Raw genomic sequence first — 22,147 nt, forward strand, 5'->3', positions numbered from 1 at the left:
ATGCAAGATTATGAAAAATAATATAGTATATTCAATATGTTTTTTGTTGGCAGGTATATTGCTTTGCTCTTGTGAGAAGGATTTGAGTTTGTTCCCGCAGGATAAATATTCTGAGCCTACGTTTTTTCAAAGTGCCGGGCAATTCGAATTGTTTGCCAATCAGTTTTATTTCTCTTTGCCTGCTTCCGGCGCCGGCTTGGATGTGCGTTCGGATATTCTGGTCGATTGGAGTGAGAATACGATCAGTAACGGTAGTTATTCGCCGGAACCGAATAGCGACCAGTGGAAAAGTCCCTATATAAATATAAGGAATACTACCTACTTGCTTGAAAAGGCCGTACTGGTTCCTGATCTGGCGGAACAGATCAATGAATATGTCGGCGAGGCACATTTTTTCAGGGCGTTTGCTTATTTTGAGTTGCTGAGATACTATGGCGGCGTTCCTATCATAGATAAAGTACTCGACCTGGATGATACGGAATTACTTTACGGACCGAGAAACAGTCGGGAAGAAGTTGTAGACCATATCCTGAAAGACCTGGATAAAGCAATATCATTACTGCCGAAAGAAAAAGACATTGCGGAGGGAAAGAAAGGACGTGTAAGTCGCGAAGCTGCACTTTCTTTTAAAGGACGCATTGCCTTATTTGAGGGAACCTGGCGTAAATTCAGAGGACAGAATGGCGATGAACTGTTGGATCTGGCAATTGCTGCGACCGGAGAAGTGATAAACGGAAACCAGTATGTGATTTTCGATCGCAGGGATGTTTTAGGAGAGGAGAGTTACCGCTATTTCTTTTTGTTGGATAAAGGTAGATCAAATGTTGCAGGGCTGACGAAAGCCGACCAGCAGGAGTATATACTGACAAACCGTTTCGATGCGGATATCAGACCGGCAGGAACCAGTAGTGCACATAAATATCCGAGTGTCACCCGTAAGTTTGCTGATCTGTTTTTGTGTACGGATGGTTTGCCAATAGACAAATCTCCATTGTTTGCAGGTCGTGAAACCGTCGAGAGTGAATATGAAAACAGGGATCTTCGTATGACAAATGTTCTGCAAAAACCGTTCACCCGCTTTTGGGCGAATAATCCTCCTGAATATAACCGTAACTGGAACGATCCTTTTGCAGGAGGCAATATTTATGATATCAATTTTGGTAATACGACCCGGACAGGATATTATGCGGTCAAGTTCAGGGTGGAAGTAGCTTCGCCGTTCGGAGTGGACTGGCCGGTTATCCGCCTGGCGGAAGTCCTGTTGATACATGCTGAGGCTTTATTTGAGAAAAACGGAAGTATAACCGATCAGCAATTGGATCTGACTATTAATAAATTAAGGGAAAGGGCAGGACTTCCGGCTTTAACAAATACATTCGTCTCTGCAAACGGTTTGGATATGCGGACGGAAATTAGGCGGGAAAGAACGATTGAACTTTTTCTTGAAGGATTCCGTTTCGACGATTTACGCCGTTGGAAAAATGCGGAGACAGAAATGCCGATGGCTTTGAAAGGTGTTTTATGGCGCGATACTCAATATGCTACCGATTCAAGATGGAGTAACATTGATTTTCCGCAGGATGAGACGGGCAGTATTATCATCGAACCAACCAATAAGCGCAAGTTTGAAGAGAAACATTATTTGCTTCCTCTTCCTACCAGGCAAATATTGTTGAATCCGAATCTGGAACAAAATCCAGGTTGGTCATAATAAACCGAAAGGGAATAATAAAATAATTATCATATATGAGAACGGGAAAGAACAGCTTGTTTACAGGGCTTATTATTATCAGTCTGTTTTGCTGTCTGCAAAATAGTGATGCCCAACAATACGATGTCACTTTCAAATCGTTGTTGCAGGAAATGACAGATCGTACTGTCATGACTAAGAAACCGGAATTTCCATATAAGGCGTTACAAAGTAGCAGTTACAATCGTGCTGCTGTAACGCCGGATGATCCGGTAGGATGGTTTGCTAACGGCGATCAGGGTTTTGACTTGCGTAAAGAAACGAATAACGGGAAACAGGAGTCTGTCCTGATGGAGTGTGACGGACCGGGGGTGTTGACCCGGATATGGACTCCTTTTTTCTATAAGGATTTCAATAACAGGGAGGGACCGGATATCTTGATTTATCTGGATGGAGAAGAAGAACCATCCATACGGACGAATATGATCCGGCTGTTGACGGGTGAATCATTTGCTCCGCCTCCTTTTGCCGTTTATACTTGTCGGGCGGGAGATTTATATTTACCGATTTCATTCGGCAAAAGTTGTAAAGTATCCGTTGAAGGAGATTCATTTTTCTATATTATAAACTATAGGGCTTATTCTCCGGAAGTAAAGGTCGAAACATTTCAACCGGAATTTATGGAACGTTATCAGGCTGTTTTGGCGCAGACCGGGAAAGAGTTGACGGACCCCGCGCCCTTTACTAAAGGGAAGAAAGTTTCTTTTTCCAGATTGGTTAACAGCCGGCAGACAGAGGCTATTCCTTTGCCCAAAGGTACTTCTGCCATTCGTCATATGACGTTTAAGTTGTCTGCCGAAAATGTTCCGCAGGCTTTACGTTCGACGGTCCTTGAAATAGTTTTTGATGATAAATCAACCGTTTGGTGTCCGTTAGGAGACTTCTTCGGGAATGTCAATGCGGTAGATCCTTATAAGACATGGGAACGGGAGGTTCATCCCGATGGGACAATGGTCTGCCGATGGATTATGCCTTACAGGAAAAGCGGGGAGATACGCATTCATAATCTTTCCGCATTTCCGGTAAAACTGGAGTCTGAGATGGTCGTTTCTCCCTGGAAATGGACAGACGATACTTATTATTTCCATGCTAATTGGTGGACTGATGAACCTTATATGGCCAATCCGGTTCGTGATATGACTTTTGTCGAAGTAAAAGGAGAAGGTATTCATGTGGGAGATAATTTTATAGTCCTGAACCCGTTACCCTGGTGGTGGGGAGAAGGGGATGAAAAGATTTATGTGGATGAAGATTTTGACAGGCGTTTCCCTTCCCATTTCGGGACGGGCACGGAAGATTATTATGGTTGGGCGGGAGGTGTTCACCCTACTCGTGAAGATGAGTTCTCAACGCCTTTCCTGGCAAACATCCGGGTAGGAGGAGAGACGCGTGGGTTTACCGGAGAGAACCCCCATACCCGTGGATATAATATCTGTACAAGAAGTCGTTCGCTGGATGCGATACCGTTCAATAAACGGTTTAAGCTCGATATGGAAGCGTTCAATTTTTCGTCCGGTCCGGATGCGATCCTGCAATACGCTTTGACATCATTCTGGTATGGGAGCATGGAGGCCGAACATAACAGGCCTCCAATGGTTGAAGCGGCCTCCGATCCGGTTCCTCAGATAGAGGATCTGGAAAAGATTACGCAGACAAACAATTTCCGTGTAAAGAATGCTATTGAATTGGAAGATATATATCCGCTGCTAGCTTCTGACGGGCTGATCCGGAAGGTACAGGCTATGGATAATGAAAAGTCTGATTCGAAATGGAGCATGGCTAAACAGTTATCGGTTGAGGCTGTTAAGGTGAAGGATTATATTTCTTTCCGTTTCGGAGAGCAGTATCATCCTAAAAAAGTTCTTCTTTACCTGACAACTTCGCCTGTTTCCGCTAAATTGAATATCTATATCAATGAAAAGCTAATTGCGGAAAACTGGGATGCTTACAGTAATGAAATAGAATGTAGAGAATTAGACCTGGGACTTCAACAACCGATGAATAATACTTTTGAACTGAGAGTTGAGGTTGCTGGTAAGAATGAGAAATCATCCGGATATCATTTCGGTTTGGATTGTATTTTGTTTAAGGACAATTGATCTGCCAGGTTATGATACAAAATAGTTATAAATACGGTTGGTTGGTAATTGTCCTTTGTTTTCTAGGGGTGAGCTGCACTTCTGAAAAACTCTCCTGGAAAGAGGAACTGCATAATGATATTTCTTTACTGGGACATCGTAACTGGATCGTAGTGACGGATATGGCTTATCCCCTGCAAAGTCAGGAAGGCATTAAGACGATCTGTACGGGAGACGATTTCTTGGAAGTCTTATCTTTTGTTACGGCTGAAATCGATCGGGCACCGCATATTAAAGCGAATGTTTATCAGGATCGGGAACTGCTGTTTATGAAGGAGGCGGATGCTTCGGGGATCACAGAACTCCGACAGGAGGTTGCCGGCTTATTCGGGGAGCATTTACAGTATGTACCTCATGAGGAATTGATAGCCCGACTGGATAGCATAAGCAGTGTCTTTAATGTCATTATTTTGAAAAGTAATCTGACAATCCCATATACATCTACTTTTTTTGAGTTGGATTGTTTCTATTGGGATGATGTCCGGCAACAAGAGTTAGAGAAACGTTTTCAAGAACATTAAAGGTCTCACTATGATATACAAATGATATTGATTGGGCAGGTACCGCAGATGGTTTATTTATGATGATAAATACCTGTGGTTATCTGCCCAATCTGTGTTATTTAGTACTCCCCTTTTTATTCAATGAGCTGTCCTTCCGAATCGAATGTAAGTTTTACCTCATTATTATCCTGTTTCAGTTCAAATATATAAAACATACCGGCTGGTTTTTCGATTGCATCTACTTCCAGTACTTTGTATTGGTTATAGGCGGAACTGGCAAGTTCGTCCGTCACAACAACCGGGACATCTTCAAGACGGGTATCCCATTGGGTGCTAACCCATTCGTTCTTTTCATTGAATGATACTTCTTTGTGGATGCCTTTGTCTTTTATATCGATTTCCGTGCCGCTCTTTTCTTTATCGAGTTTCAGGATGGTTGCCTGCGGATATTTGGTCGAGATAAAGTTCCGGAAAACCTGAGGGACTTCGACAGTCTGGTTTACTTTCTTTTGATGGTTATTACAACCGGCAAGCAGCGAAATGCAGCATACGAGAATGACTAAAACAGATAGTTTTTCTTTCATGACGTTTAATTTTAATTGTTTATAAAAGAAAACACGAATACAATGGAGGTCCAGCCATCGTATCCGTGTAGTTTATTCTCGTAAGAAACAAATTCGCTCTATGCAAAGTTCGTTTTTACAGAGTTAATCTTTTTGGGTACTCTTAATATTGCCTTCGGAATCGAATGTTACTTCAACATCATTATCTCCTTGTTCCAGGTCGAATACATAGAAAGTACCTTCCGGTTTTTCGATAAGATCGATATCATCAATTTTATAATTCTTGTATTCGGAAGCCTGTAAAGCATTCATGACGATTGCCGGAACTTGATCTTTTGTAATATCCCATTCTGTAGAAACCCATTGGTTTTCAGTATTGAAATAAACATCCTTGTAGATATTATTATGGAGGATGTCCACTTCAAAACCATTCTTTTCCTGATCGAATTCCAGCACAGTGGCACCCGGATACATTTCGTTGATGGCATCGCTGATTGCTTGCGGGATAACAACAGGTTGGAAGTTATTATTTCCGTTATCAGAATCGTTAATGACCTTAATCAAGACACCGTCTTCCGTATAATACAAGTCGACTTCCTTTTCGCCCTGTTCCGCTTCAATAACATAGATAGTGGCAGCATTCGAACGTTCGAGTTTATCGAACTCTGTATATTTCCAATCTTTATATTCATTAGCTCTCAAACTCAAACGGATAGCTTCAGGAAGCAGACCGAAATTGATTTCCGTCTTTGTCATTACCCAGTTACCTTTATTGTCAAACCAGGCTTCGGCATCATTTCCGCTCAGATGGAAATCGGCTACCTCATAACCACTTTTTGTTTCCCATTCTACTTTACCGACCCCCGGGTATTTTTCATCGAATGCTTTAGTGACGGTTTGGTCGGGCTGATAGTTGTCATCATTATCACAGCTTGTAAATGCAAACAGACCGCACAATGCTAATGCTAAGACAGATAGTTTTACTTTCATACTTATTTTCTTTTTGTTGTTTTGTTAATCGAATTTCTTAAAGTTACCGTTACGGTCGAATTTGAGTTCAAGGTCATTGTTTAACTTGACTTCATATTCGCGTGTATCTTTGTCGACAGAGATAACCTTGCTATCGGCAAAATTCTTCCTTATATAATCTGCTATTCTGGCAGGCAGGATTTCTAAAGGGATAGAGGCATGGCGCGCTTCGATCTCTTTCCATTCGCCGGACTTGTCAAATTCCACATTAATACCGTTGGTGAGGATCACGTCATATCCTTTTGTTCCTAACAGATTGCTTTCTATTTTTATATGCGAGATATCTGTCTGTCCGAAATGGTCTGACAGGAAGTTACGGCATACAGAAGGCAATACCGATTTGTCTCTTGTAATCTTCTCGTTGTCTGCGAAAATGGCCATTGTCGATAATAACAGGCTGACCAGAATTAATCCGAACTTTTTCATGACTTTCTTCTTTTAATTTATACTGCAAAGAAAAGGTGACATTTGGGAAAGATTTGGGAAAAATGATTATTTGAATGTTAAAATGAACTGATGCAGCCCATTATATTCATATTTTATATTTATCCCGTAAATGGAAGCAATTGATTTAACGATCGCTAATCCCAGTCCGGTTGAATCTTTCTTATGTGTCTGTTTTTCAAAACGGTTGAACAAAGTCGCTTCATTCAGTTTCGGGCTGTCACAACTGTTGGCAACAGTTAATGTACGGCTGGTTATTGTAATGGCGATTGTTCCGTTTTCTATATTATGTATAAACGCGTTCTTTAATAAATTGCTGACCAGGGTGGCTGCCAGCGATTCGTTCATCGTATATGTTAATAAACCGGTTTCCGTATAGGATACCTGTATATTTTTGTATTCATACATCTCTTTAAAATCCGGCAGTAGTCTGTCGATCAGCTTATTGAACTCTATCTCGGAGGTGTCGGGGAACTGTTTGTTGTCGATACGCGAAAGAAGCAACAAGGATTTGTTCATCTTTATAATCCCACGCAGCGTATGATTGATTCCGGCTATTTCGAAAAGCTGTTCTTCCGTGCAATCCGGGTTTTCGCTGAGAAGTTCCAGTTTGTTCATGCAGATAGCCAGCGGTGTTTGCAGTTCGTGGGAAGCATTTTCGACGAACTGTTTTTGTTGGTTATACATTTCCGTATTTCGTTCCATGGCTGTTTGTATGGCCGTATTCAGGATTTTGAATTCTTCCACTTTGGTTTCGTTTACCAATGGGGCCGGTTGTTTTCCGGGGCGGTATTCTTTCAGCCATTTGACCAGCGTATAAAGAGGGCGGAAACTGGATTTGAATACAAAGTGCGATACCAGCAGGATACAACAGAGCAGGCTGACATATAATATAATGATACTCCAGAAGATTGCTTCGGCCATATCTTCTTTCTCGAGGGTTGAAGTTTCGATAGTCAACTCGTAATATTTCCGGTCGGAAGTCATGAACCAGGTACGTAATACGCGGACCGGTTCGTACTCCATTTCGATTTCGATATAGGTGGTGGAGTCGAAGAACTCGTCTTTATCCAGTTCAGCTTCCGACTCCGGGACTTCACGGATATAATATTTAGTCATGATGTCGACATGGTCACGCAGTAATGTGCTGTCGGCAAGGACACTCTTGATAATGATTTCCTTATAATTCTCCAGGCTGTCGTTGGTCTCGTCGTCTATCTCGTGCATGATGACGAAATAGAAACAGCAGGCCCAGGCCGTCAGGATGATCAGTAACGGAATCGACAGATTGCGGAATATATAGTGGATCAGTTTCATTGTATTATTCTTCGTTTACCATTTTGTAGCCGAAACCATAGACCGCTTTAATTTCGGCTGTCGCCCCAGCGGACTTCAGTTTCTTGCGCAGGTTTTTTACCTGGCTGTAAATAAAGTCGAAGCTGTCTGCCTGGTCGATATAATCTCCCCAGATAGATTCGGCTAGTGCTTCTTTGCTGATCAGGCGGTCGGGGTTGGTGACGAAATAGTAAAGCAGGTCGAACTCTTTGCGGTTCAACACCAGTTCTTCCTCATTAATATATACAGCATGGCAGTCCGGGTAGACAGTAATGTTTGCCAGGTTGATATGCATTTCGCCATCCTGTTGTTTCCGGCGGATGATGCATTTGATACGGGCATTCAGTTCGGCCAGGTGGAAAGGCTTGGTCAGATAGTCGTCGGCACCGAGGTCGAGACCGGTCACTTTATCTTCGATCGAGTCTTTGGCGGAGACGATAATAACACTGTCTTTTTTCCGCATTTTTTTCAATTCTTCCAGCAAGTGGAGGCCGCTACCGCCCGGCAACATGATATCCAGCACGATACAATCGTAATCATAATCGTTGATCTTCAGCAAAGCATCCTGATAGTTGGTCGCACTTTCCACGACATAGCGTTCCTTTTCCAGCGAACGTATCATTACTTCACGCAAAGAATCTTCATCTTCTACAATCAGAATTTTCATGGGCTATCTTATTTATTTACAAAGTTATGCAATAAATCTGGCAAAAATCTGGAATTTTCGTGTTATGTTTTCCTTCCTTTGTCGTCATAATAACAGAATGGAACTTGAAACGTTTAAAATAACCGTCTTACCACTCCGGGATAAGCTGATCAACTTTTCCCTGAGACTGATGCAGGAAAAGGCCGATGCCGAGGATATCGTGCAGGAGGCTTTTTTGAAGCTGTGGTATATCCGTGAGAAACTGGACGGCTATAATAGCGTGGAAGCACTGGCGATGCAGGTCACCAAGAATCTGGCTCTGGATAAACTGCGTGCCCGCCGGCCGGAAGGTCCCGACATAGAGACACTGTCGCTGGATTCAGGATACCGTTCGCCGGCCGAACAGTTGGAGCAACAGGATGCCGCCGCCCGTATCCGGCAACTGATCAGCCAATTGCCTGCTGTACAGCAAACCATCATCCGGATGAAAGATGTGGAAGGTTATGAGATAGCCGAGATAGCGGAGATAACCGGCTCTCAGGTCGAAGCTATCCGTTCCAACCTCTCGAGAGCCAGGAAAAAGATACGGGAACAGTTTTTATTATTAAACAAACAGGAGCAATTATGAATATAGATGAATTATTGAATCGGTATTTTGAAGGAGAGACTTCGGCGGAAGAAGAGCAGAAGCTCCGTCGTTTCTTTGCTTCAGACAATGTTCCGGAAAACCTGTCTGCCTACAAACCTTTGTTTGCTTATTTCGATGAAGAGATTGCGACAGAAAGGGATATGGCAGAAGAGATATGGTCGGAGATCGCTCCCGAAGCATTTCCGGAAAAGCGTTTCCGGTTGAATCGCAAGTCGGTGGTTTATGTTCTGTCGGCGGTTGCTGCTTGTGTGCTGGTGTTCCTGGGAATCAGTCAGTTGCTCTATCCGGCCGATCCCTGTTTCTGTTCAGATAATTATGTAGTGATAAACGGGCGGTGCTATACCGATATCCATAAGGTTCGCTCTTCGGCTTTTGAAGCGTTACATGAGGTGGCCACTCCTGCGGACGAATATTTCCCCGAAGAAGATAAAGATGAGGCTGACCGCCGGATCATAGATAACCAATTAAAGGAACTCGGTTCCATTTTTAGTGATGACGAATAAAAACTTGTTGCGATGAAACAGATTAAATACACATTATTAGTATGGTTGGCAGCCTTTATGCTGTTTCCTGCCGGAGTAGGGGCAACAGATGCTGAGGTTTTGCAGAAAGACCTGAAGATACAGGATGTTTTCCAGCGTTACGGCCGTAAAAAGAATGTAACGATGGTGGAACTTTCCAACGAAATGCTCGAGACGTACGGCATGACCCGCTATAAGAGCATTACGATCAAGAATGATCCGGAAGCCTTGCGTTTCACCCGTCAGTGTCTGGAGGCAGACCAGAAAGGTGCCCGTAAGATTAAGGAAGTGACCGATGATGGCGGTGTGATTTCCGCTTATTACCAGTTGCCGGGTAAGGAGGCCGATATAAACCGTTTTGTCCTTTTCAAAGTCAATGCAAAAGGCGTGATAACCCTGGTCTATATCGAAGGAGATCTGGATAGTGACGATTTAATTACTATCCTGTTCACTAAAAAAGATTTATAAACGAATAAAACTATATGAAGATGAAAAGATTAATACTGATTATGGCAGCCTGTCTCCCCGTGATGGGTTTGCTGGCAGCAGAAGTAGAACCGATGCCGGCCGATACGGTTATTACATTGGAAAAGAAACGTATAGAAGTCAAAGATAACGGCGACCGGATGAAAGTGCGGGTATATGAGCTGGATGAAAATGGTGAAACTGTTGATGATGAAATGGTTTTTGAGGGGCACTACCGTGACGGGCAAAGTTACGAACGTCGCAAACATATCAAGACGTTGAATATACCTGTTCCCACCTGGGACAGGGACTTTTCCGCCCACTGGGCCGGCTTCGGTATGGGCTTCAACAGTTTCGATGGAGACGATGTTTCGTTGCGTAAAGGGAAATCGCTGGAATATAATTTGAATTTTATGGAGTTCAGCTTTCCGTTTTCCCGGTATAACTGGGCGCTGGTGACTGGTGCCGGCCTGCGCTGGAATCGTTACCGTATAGATGAAAACGCTCATTTTCAGGAGGTGGATGGCGTTACCCAGCTGGTTCCTGCTCCCGAAGGTGTTGTTTATAAAAAGAGTAAACTGAATATGACCAGCCTTACCATCCCTGTATTGCTCGAATGGCAGACACCGAAGAAAAGACATAAACCCCGTTTCTTCGTTTCCGGCGGTGTAGTTGGGGTTATCAAGACAACCTCTTCTTCCAAAGTCGTTTACGAGGACGAGCGCGGAAAGACCAGAAAGCAGAAAATGGATGGCGGTATGAACCTTCGTCCTGTTACGATGGACCTTCTTTTTCAAGCGGGTGTCGGCTGCATAGGGGCTTACTTCAAGTATTCTCCTATTGAAATGTTTGAGAGTAAAAAAGGACCGGCCCTTCATCCGGTTTCTTTCGGGTTGCAGTTACACTTATAACATAATTTTAACCAATATCTCTGTTTGATATATTAACTTTGCGGCCGAAAAGTTTAGGTTATCGGTTATGAAGAAAAGTCTTATCGCCCTGGCGTTTGGAACGCTGGGGCTCGGTTTGTCCGAGTTTGTAATGATGGGGATATTGCCCGATGTGGCTCGTGATCTGGCCATTTCGATTCCGGAGGCCGGGCATCTTATTTCGGCTTATGCGCTGGGTGTTTGTGCCGGTGCTCCTTTGTTGGTACTGTTGGCCCGTACGCGGCCATTGAAGCAAATCCTTCTTGTTCTGGTTACGATTTTTATCGTTGGAAACCTGTTTGTGTCGTTGTCGCCTAACTACTGGACGATGATGGCTATGCGTTTTGTTTCCGGCCTGCCTCACGGCGCTTTCTTTGGTGTCGGGTCGATTGTGGCAGAACGGCTGGCTGCGGAGGGGAAGAAGTCGGAAGCTGTGGCTATTATGATTTCGGGAATGACGGTGGCTAATCTGCTGGCTGTTCCGCTCGGAACTTATATCAGCCATGCTATTTCCTGGAGAGCCACCTTCTTCAGTGCGGCTTGCTGGGGAGTCGTTGTCTTTTGGTTTATCTGGCGGTGGGTGCCGTATGTTGCCGCTTTGCCGGATAACGGTTTTAAGGGACAGTTCCGTTTTCTCCGGAACCGGGCGCCGTGGCTGTTGATTTTTGCTACGATGTTCGGTAATGGCGGTTTCTTTTGTTTATACAGCTATATAACACCGATGCTTACACAGGTTTCTGGTTTTCCGGCTGCTGATATGACTATTATTATGGTATTGGCCGGATTAGGAATGTGTATCGGTAATCTGTTGGGTGGTCGTCTTTCCGATGTGTATACGCCGGGACGTGTGGCGGCTGTTACACAAGGGGTAATGTGCCTGACGCTGGTGTTTATTTTCGTTTGTGCTGTTAATCCCTGGTTGTCCGTTATCCTGATGTGTTTAGGTACTGCTTGCCTGTTTGCCGTATCGGCACCGCAACAACTCCTGCTTATTCAAAATGCAAAGGGCGGTGAGATGCTTGGTGCTGCCAGCGTTCAGATTGCGTTCAATATGGGGAATGCGCTGGGGGCTTATTGCGGAGGATTGCCTATCGAGGCGGGATATAGTTATCAGTATGCTGCCCTTCCGGGTGCCGCTTCAGCTTTTGCCGGCTTTCTGTTGCTTAGCTGGTTTAGCCGGAAGTATGAACAGCGGAAGATGAAGGTTTGCATGGCTGGATAAAATTAGTATCTTTGTTGGTAGGAAGGGGCAGTCTGTGAACTGCTCCGATTGGTAAAAACAACGAGTATGAGTACAAATAGAATTGAAGATGTCCCTTTTGAAGAGGTACACGAAGTGCAGAAATACGGTACCTATTATTCGGATAACCGTTTTTGGAAAAAGGTTGAACGGGTAGCCAAAAAGGTGGGAGCCACCGTGTTGTTACCGGTGTTTACACTTTATTATATGTTGCAGGACGATAAAGTTTCTCTCCAGCATAAAGCCTATATTGTCGGTGCTCTCGGTTATTTTATCCTGCCGATTGATTTGATACCGGACGGCATCCTGCCTGTTATCGGTTTTACGGATGATATTGCTGTAATGACGTTGGTCCTGAAGTTGGTGAAAGATAGCATCACTCCTGAAATCAAGGCTCGTGCCAATGCCCGGGTATCGGAGATTATTGGGACGGATAATTTGTAACGGTTACTGAAAGGTAAATGAAGTCAGAGACAGAGTCGGTAAAGCCTGAGACAGAGCCGGTAATGTCCGGGGAAGAACCAAAGAGATAAGATTCTCTATTCGTATCACAGTTGTGAAACAAAAGAAATCCAACTGTGATACAAACGGAATCCATCTGTGAAACAAAAGAAATGCAGTTGTGATATGCATTAATTTGTACTTATGAGTGTGGCATATTCCGGCAAACAGATAAATACTGTCCCCGGAAACTCCTTTTCAAGATATTGGGTGAGATACTCCATCGTATTATCGGCAATCAATTTGTCCGTTTCCGGATATAGATTGTAGACCAGTGCTTTTACTTCTACTCCATATTGTTTGCAGGCAAAAAGGCTGAGCAGGGTATGGTTGATACTTCCCAGTTTTCCGGAGGTGACAAGCAGGACCGGATAATTTTGTTCCTTTACGTAATCGATGGTGAGCGAGTTGAAATCGTTCGGAACCATCAGTCCGCCGGCACCTTCGAGAAGGACATATTCATATTTCTCCTGTAACTTACGTGTCGCTTCGGTGATGGTCGCGAGGTCGATGGTGCGTCCGTCGCATTCGGCAGCCATGTGGGGGGAACAGGGATACGTGAAGATGTAAGGACAGGTGAGGCCGGCCTTATCCTCTTCGGTGAAGGGGATATTCTGTAACTGCCGGTGCATTTCAATATCTTCCGATACTTCCGTACAACCTGTTTGTATCATCTTCTGGGTGATGACCGTTTTGCCCTTTTCGGCCAGGGCGCGGGCGAGGATACCGGTGGCGTAGGTTTTGCCGATATTGGTGTCGATGCCTGAAATAAATAAGACTTTTCCTTTCATTTTTTATGCTTGTTTTTTTACTGCCAGCACATAGAGCGGGCGGTAAGTGAGTGTTACCTGATTGTTATTTGTATGGAACAGTTCCTGATAATCCCGGCAGAAATCTGTTTGTTTGCCGCGTGTCCAGGTGCCGTCGCCGGTAGCGGTTACTCCTGTATGCTTTAAATGGCGGAGTACATCGAGTGGTGTGTCGAAAGTGAGAATTATTTCTTCTTCTCTCAGGTGAATCAGATGAAAATCATCTTCCAACCATTCGGTCAGTTGTTCGCCTGAAGGATATGTTAAACCTTTGCCGGTCAATTGCTTGATCTCCGCTAAATTGCCGGGAGCAAAGGTATTGAACAGTAAAGTTCCGTTGGGCGAAAGTATTCCGGCCAGTCTATGAAGGAATTGTACAGGCTCCTCCATCCATTGAAAGGCGGAAGCGGATGCGATCAGGTCAAAGCGACCGGGAAAGTTGATCTCTTCCGCATTTCCGGCGATAAAGAGTGGTGACTGTCCGGGAAACAAGAAGGCTACTTTCTCCCGACAACCGTCACAGATATCGTTCAGATACCATTCGTCGATTACGCAACTTTCTTTCAAAAGACGGGTGAAACCGCCCGTTCCGCAACCAATTTCAAGGGCACGCTGGAAATGGATGTCGGTGTAACGCGATAATATACCGGTGAGTTTCCGGCAGATTTGTTGCTGTGCATCGGCATGCAGGTCGTAACTATCCAGCGCGCGGCTGAAGCGGGTTATAATTCGTTCCACTGTTTCCATAAATAAAAAGGATAATGAGGTGCTGTGATTTCTGTTATCAGGCAACGTCCGTTCCAGTAGTTGCGTTGATTGGCAACCGGAAAGATATGATCGTCCGAGCTTATAATGGCACGTGTCCATTGTATAGATGTCGTGTCGTCTGCATTTGTTATTGATTGGCCGTTACAAAGATTGTAAATATGTTGTAGCTCGTCTTTAACCTCTTCCAGCGGGCGGGCAGGAAATTCCTCGTATTGTGCGAGTATATCCCGGCTGCCGCACATTCGTCGGTTGAAACGTTTCATGCCTTCGGCTGTCAGGTTGTCGAGTGTTCCCCGGAAGATATTTTCCGGAATACCGAAATTGTCGTCTATCGGCCGGGGGGTGCCGTTGATGGCAGTAGCTGTAGTTAGTGCATGTTTCCCGGCTAAAGCCAGTTCTGCCATACGCACTCCCATAGACCAGGCAATCAGATGAATTTCCTTATAACTGCTTAGGTCTTCATGGAATGTCATGTCCCTGTAATCATAACAGAGCATGATATCCGTTCCATTCTCTGCTTTCAGTCCGGTAAATGATTCGGGCGAAGCGGACCAGCCAGCAAAGAAGAGGAGCAGGCGGGAATAGGAGCTATTGATTTGTTTTTCTATTTTCATATTTCTTTTATCAGTTGGGTGAGTTGCGCAGTGGTTATATCCGCTGTCAATGAGAAGCGTATCCGTGCCGTTCCTTTCGGAACCGTGGGCGGACGGACGGGGAGACAATAGAAGCCTTTGCGTTGTAACTCTTCGGCTTTGCCGATACAATCGTTATTTTCTCCGATTATATAAGGGATGATATGGCTCTCGCTGATTTCTCCTCCTTTGCCTTCGAGGGCATCGGAAAGCAGATGGCTCGTCAGGGTGAGTTCTTCACGCAGGGAGGAAAATTCCGGAAGCCGTTCGAAGATGAAACGTGTCCAGGCTATCTGTGCAGGAGGCAGAGCGGTACTGAATATCAGTGGACGCATGCAGTTGACCAGATATTCCCGGATGGGCTGGCTACAGACCACATAGGCACCCATAGAGGCGAGCGCTTTACCGAAAGTACCGACCAGCAGGTCTATCTCGCGGATGCAATCCTGTTCTTCGGCTATTCCGAGACCGTTTTTGCCGCGGACACCGATTGCATGAGCTTCGTCGACATAGAGGCAGACATTCGGATAACTTTTCTTCAGTTCTACCAGGCGGCGGAGGTCCGCAACGTCGCCGTCCATGCTAAAGATACTTTCTGTTACGATAAATAACTGTTCGTACTGATTGGCATTCTTCTTTAATAATGTTTCCAACTGATTGTAATCATTATGGCGGTATCGTTGGAAAGGGGCGCCACTGAGCAGTATCCCGTCGATGATGCTGGCATGTACCAGTTTGTCGGCAAGGATGAGGGTTTGCTTATCGGCCAAAGCCGGTAGTATTCCGGTATTGGCATGATAACCGCTGTTGAAAAGCAAAGCAGCTTCCCGGTTGAAGCGTTCGGCCATCAACTGTTCCAATTCCGTATATACCGTAAAATTCCCGGTCAGCAGGCGGGAAGAAGAGGAGGAGAGAGGATAACCTTTTTCCTTCCATTCTTCAAAGAAAGCCTCCCTTAAATCAGTGCGGGACGCCAATCCCAGGTAATCATTGGAGGAGAGGTTAAGCATGACCTGCCCGTCTCTTTCTATCCGGTTGCCAGTATGAACGATATCCGGCAAGCTACGCAGGTTCCCCGCTTCATTTAATTGTTTTAATATCAGAGTGTAATCTTTCATTGTTTATTCCTTTATGCACCTTAATACCCCCAAAGTCAGAACCGTCAACTCTTCCGGCTGAATAATAAATGGCGGCATCAAATAAACCAACCTGCCGAATGGGCGGACCCAAATACCAGCCTCCACAAAGCGACGTTGAAGGATTGCCATATTGACCGGTTCTTTCATTTCAATCACTCCGATGGCTCCGAGTACCCGTACTTCCTTTACATTCTCAAAAGATTGTGCCGGAGCCAGTTCTTTACGAAGTTGTGCTTCGATGGCGCTGACCTTCTCTTTCCATCTGCTTTCCAGAAGCAGGGAGACAGAAGCAGAGGCAATAGCACAGGCCAGCGGGTTTCCCATAAAGGTCGGGCCATGCATAAAGCAACCGGCCTCACCGGAACAAATAGTGGTAGCCACCCGTGTCGTAGTCAGCGTGGCCGAGAGTGTCAGATATCCTCCGGTCAGGGCTTTGCCGATACACATGATATCCGGAACGACGCCTGCATGTTCCCAGGCAAAGAGTTTTCCGGTACGGCCGAATCCGGTCGCTATTTCATCAAAGATCAGCAATACATTGTATTGTTCGCATAACTCTTTGGCACGAACCAGAAAAGTCGGTGAGTAGAAATACATTCCTCCGGCTCCCTGTACGATGGGTTCCAGTATCAGGGCGGCGATATCATCGGCATGTTGTTCCAGCAAATCTTTTAATGGAGCCATGGCATCTTCGTCCCATTCTTCATAGAACTTTACGGAAGGTTGAGGAATAAAGTATTGAACCGGAAGGCTGCCGGCAAATATCCCGTGCATGCCTGTGACGGGGTCGCAGACAGACATCGCATGCCAGGTATCTCCATGGTATCCGCTGCGGATTGTGGCAAATGCATGTTTCCCGGTTTTCCCTTCGGATTGCCAGTATTGGATAGCCATCTTCATCGCTACCTCGACAGCTACCGAACCGCTGTCGGCAAAGAATATCTTTTCCATCTCCGGAGGAAGGATTGCCAGTAGTTTTTGGGCCAGCTCAACAGCCGGTTCATGTGTAATACCACCAAACATGATATGGCTCATCTTATCCAATTGCTTTTTAGCGGCAGCGTTCAGGACCGGATGATTATATCCGTGAACGGCTGCCCACCAGGACGACATTCCGTCTACCAGGCGTCTGCCGTCTGCCAGAATAATATTCACTCCTTCTGCACCGGCTACCGGATAGACTGGAAGCGGGTCGATTGTCGAGGTGTAGGGATGCCATACATGCTCCCTGTCGTATTGTAGTAATTCCTCTGTTGTCATAAATCTGTATGTGTTATCCGACCCAGTCGGTTTCTTCTGTTAATGAATATCCGGCCTCGGTAAAGAGTATTTTGTCTTCCTCTACCCGGCTACCGATGGTTGTCAGCAGGTCGCCGATAATAGCTGCGTTTATACCTATATATAAGGCTTTCCGTTGTGTCTCTTTACTCAACAGTGAACGTCCTCCCGAGAAACGGAGGTAAGCCTCCGGATTGATAAAACGGAATAGAGCAATAGTCGTAAGAAACTCTTCTTCCGATAATTGGGGAGTGCCGGCAAGCGGAGTTCCCGGTATCGGTTGTAGCAGGTTTAAAGGGATGGAATGTACTTGCTCTTTTTGGAGTAACAGGGCCATCTCTATCCGTTGTTCCATTGTTTCCCCCATGCCGATGATACCGCCGGAACAGATGCGGAAACCTTCTTCGCGTGCCATACGGATTGTTTCGAGTTTCTGCTCGATTGTATGAGTGGTACATAGGGTACGGAAGTAGGAGGGAGCGGTTTCGATATTGCAATGGTAGTTTTCGACACCGCTTTCACGCAGTTCTTTTAACTGTTCTTTATTCAAAAGACCAAGTGAAGCACAGCATTTGATGTCGCTCGCCTGTTTGATATAGCGGACGGTTTCTGTCAACTTCCTGATTTCTCCGTCCGATAGACGTTTGCCGCTGGTAACCAATCCGAAGCGTTCGATTCCCAGTTGGCGATTGTGTAGTGCCTGATGAACACATTCTTCGGCTGGTAGTAAGGGATACAGGGCGACGACTGTGTTGTAATGTCCGGACTGTGCACACCATTTACAGTTCTCACTGCAATTCCCGCTTTTGGCATTGATGATGGAGCAGGTATCAAATTTATTTCCCATGAAGTGACGTGTGATTTGATGGGCAGCCTTATATAAAGCCTCTTTATCGGGAGATTGGGATAAGGCGACGGCCTGTTCCTCATTGATGGTTCCCCCTTCAATAACAATCTGTTTAAGTGTTTCAATCATATTGGTTGTCTTTTATGAAATAGAAAAGCGGGAAGTCTCAGCATAACTGAAACTTCCCGCTTTAGGATATATACATATAATAATGTAGGCGAACGAACCCGCTGCCGATGTCTGTTTTACCGTCTGTAAAGAGAATAGAAGAAGTAACATCTGTGAAAGCCACGATATAGCTTCCGCACACGGTTGTTCCTGCAAAAGTTCAGTCTCTTTCTTTGCTTCTTCCGGACCGATTTGTCCGGTCAATAATACAGACGAATGATTGGAACCGTTTTTAACCTGGAATCTTTCTGCCACATTGGAAGAAAGTTGCCCGATTGTAACAGCCCTGCCCAGACTGAAGAATGCAGCATACCCCTTCCGGCTCCATCTTTTGAACCGGAAAGTCTTTTGTTTGAGATATGTCTGCTGCAACTTCATCTGTTAGCTTTTATTATTTAGCTACTTTTTCCAGACGCTTCATGATAGAGAAGATGAACAGTGCCGACAGCAGACAGCATACGATCAATACGCTCCATACCATCCACAACTGCATTCCGCCCCACAGATAACCGATGATAGCCACCAGATAGTTACCGATAGCCGTAGCTACGAACCATCCTCCCATCATCATACCTTTATATTTAGGAGGTGCTACCTTCGATACGAATGAGATACCCATCGGTGAAAGCAACAACTCTGCGAAAGTCAATACCAGATAAGTCGATATCAGCCAGTTCGGCGATACCAGAACATCGGCAGAGATACCGTTTGCTTCAACAGCTGCCGGAGTAGGCAATCCTAAAGAACCCAACGCCATGATAAGGAAACCGCAGGCTGCAATCACCATACCGATACCGATCTTACGCGGTGCAGACGGCTCTTTCTTTTTCTTTGCCAGATATCCGAATACGGCCAGCGATACCGGAGTCAACACGATTACAAAGAACGGGTTGAACTGCTGGAAGATCTGCGGCAGGATACCAACTGTCTGGTCCATAGAACTGTAACTCCATCCCAGTAAGCCAAGCATGATGACAAGGACAAGCCCTGAGATTCCTTTTGCTTTGCCTGTTTTTGACTGGAACAAAGAGAATCCTGCATAAACAATAACCAGCAGGAATGTAAGGTTTACGATATTGAATCCTAAACGATCCAATCCCGTCACGGCCTGTGCGGTATAGTCGCGTGCAAAGAATGTCAGTGTCAAACCATTCTGGTGGAAGGCCATCCAGAAGAAAATAACTACGGCAAATACCAGCAACAATGCCTGGATACGTGCTTTTGTCTGTGCGGGGGTCAGTTCTTCTTCCTGTACATTAGCCGGTTTAGCTTGTTTAGAGTTGTAATCTGCATGCTTGAACATAGGACGGCAAGCCACATAGATTATCATGGAAACGATCAGGGAGATGCAGGCAATAGCAAAGCCATAGTTGTAAGCCTCTGATAATTTGTCAATATAAGTAGTACAGAAAGTAGCTGTATCACCAACAAAGTTCTGGGCTGCCTGTAAGCCGCTCAGGGTCGTTGCTCCTTCTTCGGTAATCGTTCCGTTCAGGAATTGATGGGCTAACGAAGGCAGTTGCGGTACATAAGTGAATCCGGCTTTACTCAACATCTTATTTGTGATCAGTGTAGCAGCCGTAGGTGCATACATGGCACCGATGTTGATAGCCATATAGAAGATACTGAAAGCTGTATCACGTTTAGCTTTATACTCAGGAGCATCATACAGATTCCCTACCATTACCTGCAAATTCCCCTTGAACAAACCCGTACCGCAGGCGATCAGGGCTAAAGCACCGAACATCAATATTTTTCCGGTAGAGGAAGGGGTGGGAATAGATAACAGTACATATCCGATAAACATGACAACAATACCTGTTGTTACCATTTTACCGTAACCGAATTTATCGGCAAGGATACCTCCGATGAGTGGCATAAAGTACACTGCTGCTAAGAAAGAACCGAAGATGGTCGATGTCTCGGCGGCTGTGAAGCCGAACTTAGCTTGTAAGAATAAAGTAAAAATTGCGAGCATCGTGTAATACCCGAAACGCTCGCCGGTATTCGCTAAGGCTAACGCGTATAAACCTTTAGGTTGTCCTTCAAACATAGAAATTTAAATTAGATTATTATTGAATTATTTGTTTTATGGCGCCGGTCTCCGGATAGAAATAGACTTTCACCGGAGCTTTTTTATCTTCGAACATAACAGGAGCAAGCCCTTCGCGTGAACCGAATTGTGTAATTTGTGCGTCTCCTTTATATAGTGTTTTCTTGTTCATGCTGATTTCAATACTAGCTTTGCCGGGTACATTATAAATAATGCCTTTCAATGATTTTTCCTTCTTTTCAGCTTCTTTCGGGTCGAGCACCGGAGCACGTTCGGTCGCTTTTAAATTCATATAGACCGGGACACCTCCGAGGTCGTCTGCATCGACGATACCCATCAGATTGGAGAAGCGGAATAAAACTTCTTTTTCCAGATTATCGTAAGGGGTAATGCTCACTTCGTAATGAGAAGTTTCTTTGGTAAGGATACCGGTGAACAGGTTGGTCAGCGCCTTTTCCTGTTCTTCTAACTGTTGGATAACCAGCTTCATCGCTTCACCGTCGGGTGGAAGATTATCTGCATCTCCGGTCAGGATATTCAAACGGCTTTCACGGATACGGTAGATTTGTTTGGCAGCAACTTCTGCCTGTCTGGCTGTAGAGCCTGCCATCAGCAACTCTTCCGAAAAGACGGAGGCATCCGTCACTTTAGCCGGTCCCTGGCCATTTTTCTTTATTGTCTCAAGTTCTGATTCTTCCGGTGTATATTCTGCATTGATGGAACACAGGAGGCCGTCTTCCGTCAGATAAGCGTAAGGGGCAACTGTACCACTTTTAAATTCAACGATATAAGTATTGTCCGGGTCGGGTATTCCTTTGTTTACCAACGATAGTTTTCCTAACTCATAGTATACCTTATCTTCCGTTATCGCATCTTTCACTCCTAAGTATTTTTCTGCATACTTGTAGTAAGGTCCGGCTTTGCAGGTAACCTTTGTAACTTCTGCATCAACGATCAGTTGTGTTTTTGGCAATGAGTAGGTAATACCGAAATTATTCGCTTTAACAGCGTTTTTCTTTACCACTTTGGTTTGTGCCATGAGCGGTATGCTAAACAAAAGACATGCTATTGTGATCAGATTTTTCATATCTAAACAAATTATTTATCTCAATTATGATTGTACAAAACTATGAAATATTTTGTTAGAAACCAACCTTAGAACCTTCTTTTAGACTTTTGTAATGCAGATGAGCAGTATGATTATGGTACTTTAGTTGGGGAGGGATAAAAAAATCATAGTTAATGTTTTGGTTAAGGGAGAACAACTCATGAGTGGAAAAGGAGATCGAGATATAGAGGGGTCGGTTAAATCGCCCTCATGAGTTGTATATAAACATAAATTTAGCGCGTTTAATGCTTATTCTATTTCTATAATGAAAGAGCCGGTAAGATATCCGTATCTATGCACTAATTCCAGCGTATATTCACCATTCTCAAGAATTAATGGAATAGTATATACTTGTGGACCAGAGGCTGATACGCATTCTTCATAGACTACCATACCTGTATTATCTTTTACCTGAATAGTCAGGTTGCTAAGCGGACTGGTAAATTCGATTGTCAGATCTTGTCCTTCTATTGAAGCTGTAGGAGGTGCCGGAAAGATGGATTTAATATCCTGAGGACCCCATTGACCTTTAGTCGGAATATTATCTGCATACATGTTTTGAGCACAGAATGCTCCACATATTACTAAAAATAAAGCTGTGATGAACTGTCTCATAATCTTAATTAATTTAA

General features: G+C 44.7%; 24 protein-coding genes. 9 read left to right on the forward strand and 15 right to left on the reverse strand.

All coding sequences use genetic code 11. From position 1 onward, the window contains the following. The first annotated feature begins 10 nt into the window (after positions 1-10). Genes NBH14_RS19700 through NBH14_RS19710 form a run of 3 tightly spaced genes read left to right on the forward strand, consistent with a single transcriptional unit; the run spans position 11 to position 4,409 of the window. On the forward strand, positions 11-1,711 hold the full coding sequence (locus NBH14_RS19700; RefSeq protein WP_186960860.1) for a RagB/SusD family nutrient uptake outer membrane protein: 1,701 nt from the start codon (positions 11-13) through the stop codon (positions 1,709-1,711). A gap of 35 nt (positions 1,712-1,746) precedes the next feature. Next, entirely contained in the window at positions 1,747-3,849 is a 2,103-nt protein-coding gene (locus tag NBH14_RS19705; protein ID WP_186960859.1) for a glycoside hydrolase family 172 protein, read from the forward strand. 11 nt (positions 3,850-3,860) lie between these two features. Further along, positions 3,861-4,409 (forward strand): RbsD/FucU domain-containing protein, encoded by a 549-nt coding sequence (locus tag NBH14_RS19710; protein ID WP_186960858.1) that lies wholly within the window; start codon positions 3,861-3,863, stop codon positions 4,407-4,409. Between the two features lie 116 nt (positions 4,410-4,525). On the opposite strand, the gene NBH14_RS19715 is transcribed toward NBH14_RS19710, so the two are convergent. The 5 genes from NBH14_RS19715 to NBH14_RS19735 all read right to left on the reverse strand — a co-directional run bounded on the left by NBH14_RS19715 (position 4,526) and on the right by NBH14_RS19735 (position 8,429). Further along, a complete protein-coding gene (locus NBH14_RS19715) occupies positions 4,526-4,975 on the reverse strand; it encodes a PepSY-like domain-containing protein (protein ID WP_186960857.1) in 450 nt (149 codons plus the stop codon). Between the two features lie 123 nt (positions 4,976-5,098). Then, a complete protein-coding gene (locus NBH14_RS19720) occupies positions 5,099-5,944 on the reverse strand; it encodes a PepSY-like domain-containing protein (RefSeq protein ID WP_186960856.1) in 846 nt (281 codons plus the stop codon). 24 nt (positions 5,945-5,968) lie between these two features. Next, positions 5,969-6,409, reverse strand: a complete 441-nt coding sequence (locus NBH14_RS19725; RefSeq protein ID WP_007659072.1) for a PepSY-like domain-containing protein — start codon at positions 6,407-6,409, stop codon at positions 5,969-5,971. A gap of 66 nt (positions 6,410-6,475) precedes the next feature. After that, on the reverse strand, positions 6,476-7,744 hold the full coding sequence (locus NBH14_RS19730) for a sensor histidine kinase (RefSeq protein WP_186960855.1): 1,269 nt from the start codon (positions 7,742-7,744) through the stop codon (positions 6,476-6,478). 4 nt (positions 7,745-7,748) lie between these two features. Then, positions 7,749-8,429, reverse strand: coding sequence for a response regulator transcription factor (locus NBH14_RS19735; protein WP_186960854.1), 681 nt, complete (start codon positions 8,427-8,429; stop codon positions 7,749-7,751). Between the two features lie 97 nt (positions 8,430-8,526). Here NBH14_RS19735 and NBH14_RS19740 point away from each other — a divergent pair, with 97 nt between their 5' ends. The 6 genes from NBH14_RS19740 (at position 8,527) to NBH14_RS19765 (ending at position 12,656) form a co-directional block, all read left to right on the forward strand. Further along, the gene (locus tag NBH14_RS19740) at positions 8,527-9,036 is read left to right on the forward strand and encodes a GFO_1088 family ECF-type sigma factor (RefSeq protein WP_007659067.1); all 510 of its coding nucleotides are present in this window, start codon (positions 8,527-8,529) and stop codon (positions 9,034-9,036) included. Further along, positions 9,033-9,560, forward strand: coding sequence for a PG0215 family putative anti-sigma factor (locus NBH14_RS19745; RefSeq protein ID WP_186960853.1), 528 nt, complete (start codon positions 9,033-9,035; stop codon positions 9,558-9,560). The genes NBH14_RS19740 and NBH14_RS19745 overlap by 4 nt, the downstream gene beginning before the upstream one ends. A gap of 12 nt (positions 9,561-9,572) precedes the next feature. Continuing rightward, positions 9,573-10,046: a DUF6108 family protein gene (locus tag NBH14_RS19750; RefSeq protein ID WP_186960852.1), complete on the forward strand. Its 474-nt coding sequence runs from the start codon at positions 9,573-9,575 to the stop codon at positions 10,044-10,046. Positions 10,047-10,066: 20 nt separating this feature from the next. Beyond that, positions 10,067-10,954 carry an outer membrane beta-barrel protein gene (locus NBH14_RS19755; protein ID WP_250817719.1) on the forward strand — a complete coding sequence of 296 codons (888 nt, stop codon included), beginning with the start codon at positions 10,067-10,069 and terminating at the stop codon, positions 10,952-10,954. A gap of 67 nt (positions 10,955-11,021) precedes the next feature. Further along, a complete protein-coding gene (araJ, locus tag NBH14_RS19760; RefSeq protein WP_186960850.1) occupies positions 11,022-12,194 on the forward strand; it encodes an MFS transporter AraJ in 1,173 nt (390 codons plus the stop codon). A gap of 66 nt (positions 12,195-12,260) precedes the next feature. After that, on the forward strand, positions 12,261-12,656 hold the full coding sequence (locus NBH14_RS19765) for a YkvA family protein (RefSeq protein ID WP_007659063.1): 396 nt from the start codon (positions 12,261-12,263) through the stop codon (positions 12,654-12,656). Positions 12,657-12,844: 188 nt separating this feature from the next. Here the strand turns inward: NBH14_RS19765 and bioD are convergent, their stop codons facing one another. The 10 genes from bioD to NBH14_RS19815 all read right to left on the reverse strand — a co-directional run bounded on the left by bioD (position 12,845) and on the right by NBH14_RS19815 (position 22,130). Beyond that, positions 12,845-13,504: a dethiobiotin synthase gene (gene bioD, locus NBH14_RS19770; protein WP_186960849.1), complete on the reverse strand. Its 660-nt coding sequence runs from the start codon at positions 13,502-13,504 to the stop codon at positions 12,845-12,847. A 3-nt stretch (positions 13,505-13,507) separates the two neighbouring features. Next, a complete protein-coding gene (gene bioC / locus NBH14_RS19775; protein WP_186960848.1) occupies positions 13,508-14,269 on the reverse strand; it encodes a malonyl-ACP O-methyltransferase BioC in 762 nt (253 codons plus the stop codon). Further along, positions 14,245-14,904, reverse strand: coding sequence for a DUF452 family protein (locus tag NBH14_RS19780; RefSeq protein WP_186960847.1), 660 nt, complete (start codon positions 14,902-14,904; stop codon positions 14,245-14,247). The genes bioC and NBH14_RS19780 overlap by 25 nt, the downstream gene beginning before the upstream one ends. Continuing rightward, the gene (locus NBH14_RS19785) at positions 14,901-16,040 is read right to left on the reverse strand and encodes an 8-amino-7-oxononanoate synthase (protein WP_186960846.1); all 1,140 of its coding nucleotides are present in this window, start codon (positions 16,038-16,040) and stop codon (positions 14,901-14,903) included. Before NBH14_RS19785 ends, NBH14_RS19780 begins: the two co-directional genes overlap by 4 nt. Before the next feature lie 3 nt (positions 16,041-16,043). Beyond that, positions 16,044-17,321, reverse strand: a complete 1,278-nt coding sequence (gene bioA, locus NBH14_RS19790) for an adenosylmethionine--8-amino-7-oxononanoate transaminase (RefSeq protein WP_186960845.1) — start codon at positions 17,319-17,321, stop codon at positions 16,044-16,046. 13 nt (positions 17,322-17,334) lie between these two features. Further along, on the reverse strand, positions 17,335-18,315 hold the full coding sequence (bioB, locus tag NBH14_RS19795; protein WP_186960844.1) for a biotin synthase BioB: 981 nt from the start codon (positions 18,313-18,315) through the stop codon (positions 17,335-17,337). Between the two features lie 12 nt (positions 18,316-18,327). Then, on the reverse strand, positions 18,328-18,732 hold the full coding sequence (locus tag NBH14_RS19800) for a hypothetical protein (protein ID WP_186960843.1): 405 nt from the start codon (positions 18,730-18,732) through the stop codon (positions 18,328-18,330). A 13-nt stretch (positions 18,733-18,745) separates the two neighbouring features. Continuing rightward, positions 18,746-20,407: a peptide MFS transporter gene (locus tag NBH14_RS19805; RefSeq protein ID WP_186960842.1), complete on the reverse strand. Its 1,662-nt coding sequence runs from the start codon at positions 20,405-20,407 to the stop codon at positions 18,746-18,748. A 19-nt stretch (positions 20,408-20,426) separates the two neighbouring features. Further along, positions 20,427-21,494 carry a DUF4831 family protein gene (locus tag NBH14_RS19810; RefSeq protein ID WP_128133530.1) on the reverse strand — a complete coding sequence of 356 codons (1,068 nt, stop codon included), beginning with the start codon at positions 21,492-21,494 and terminating at the stop codon, positions 20,427-20,429. Between the two features lie 270 nt (positions 21,495-21,764). Then, entirely contained in the window at positions 21,765-22,130 is a 366-nt protein-coding gene (locus NBH14_RS19815; protein ID WP_186960841.1) for a DUF3244 domain-containing protein, read from the reverse strand. Positions 22,131-22,147 lie beyond the last annotated feature (17 nt).

The organism is Parabacteroides caecihominis (assembly GCF_023656785.1).
Lineage (GTDB): Bacteria > Bacteroidota > Bacteroidia > Bacteroidales > Tannerellaceae > Parabacteroides > Parabacteroides segnis.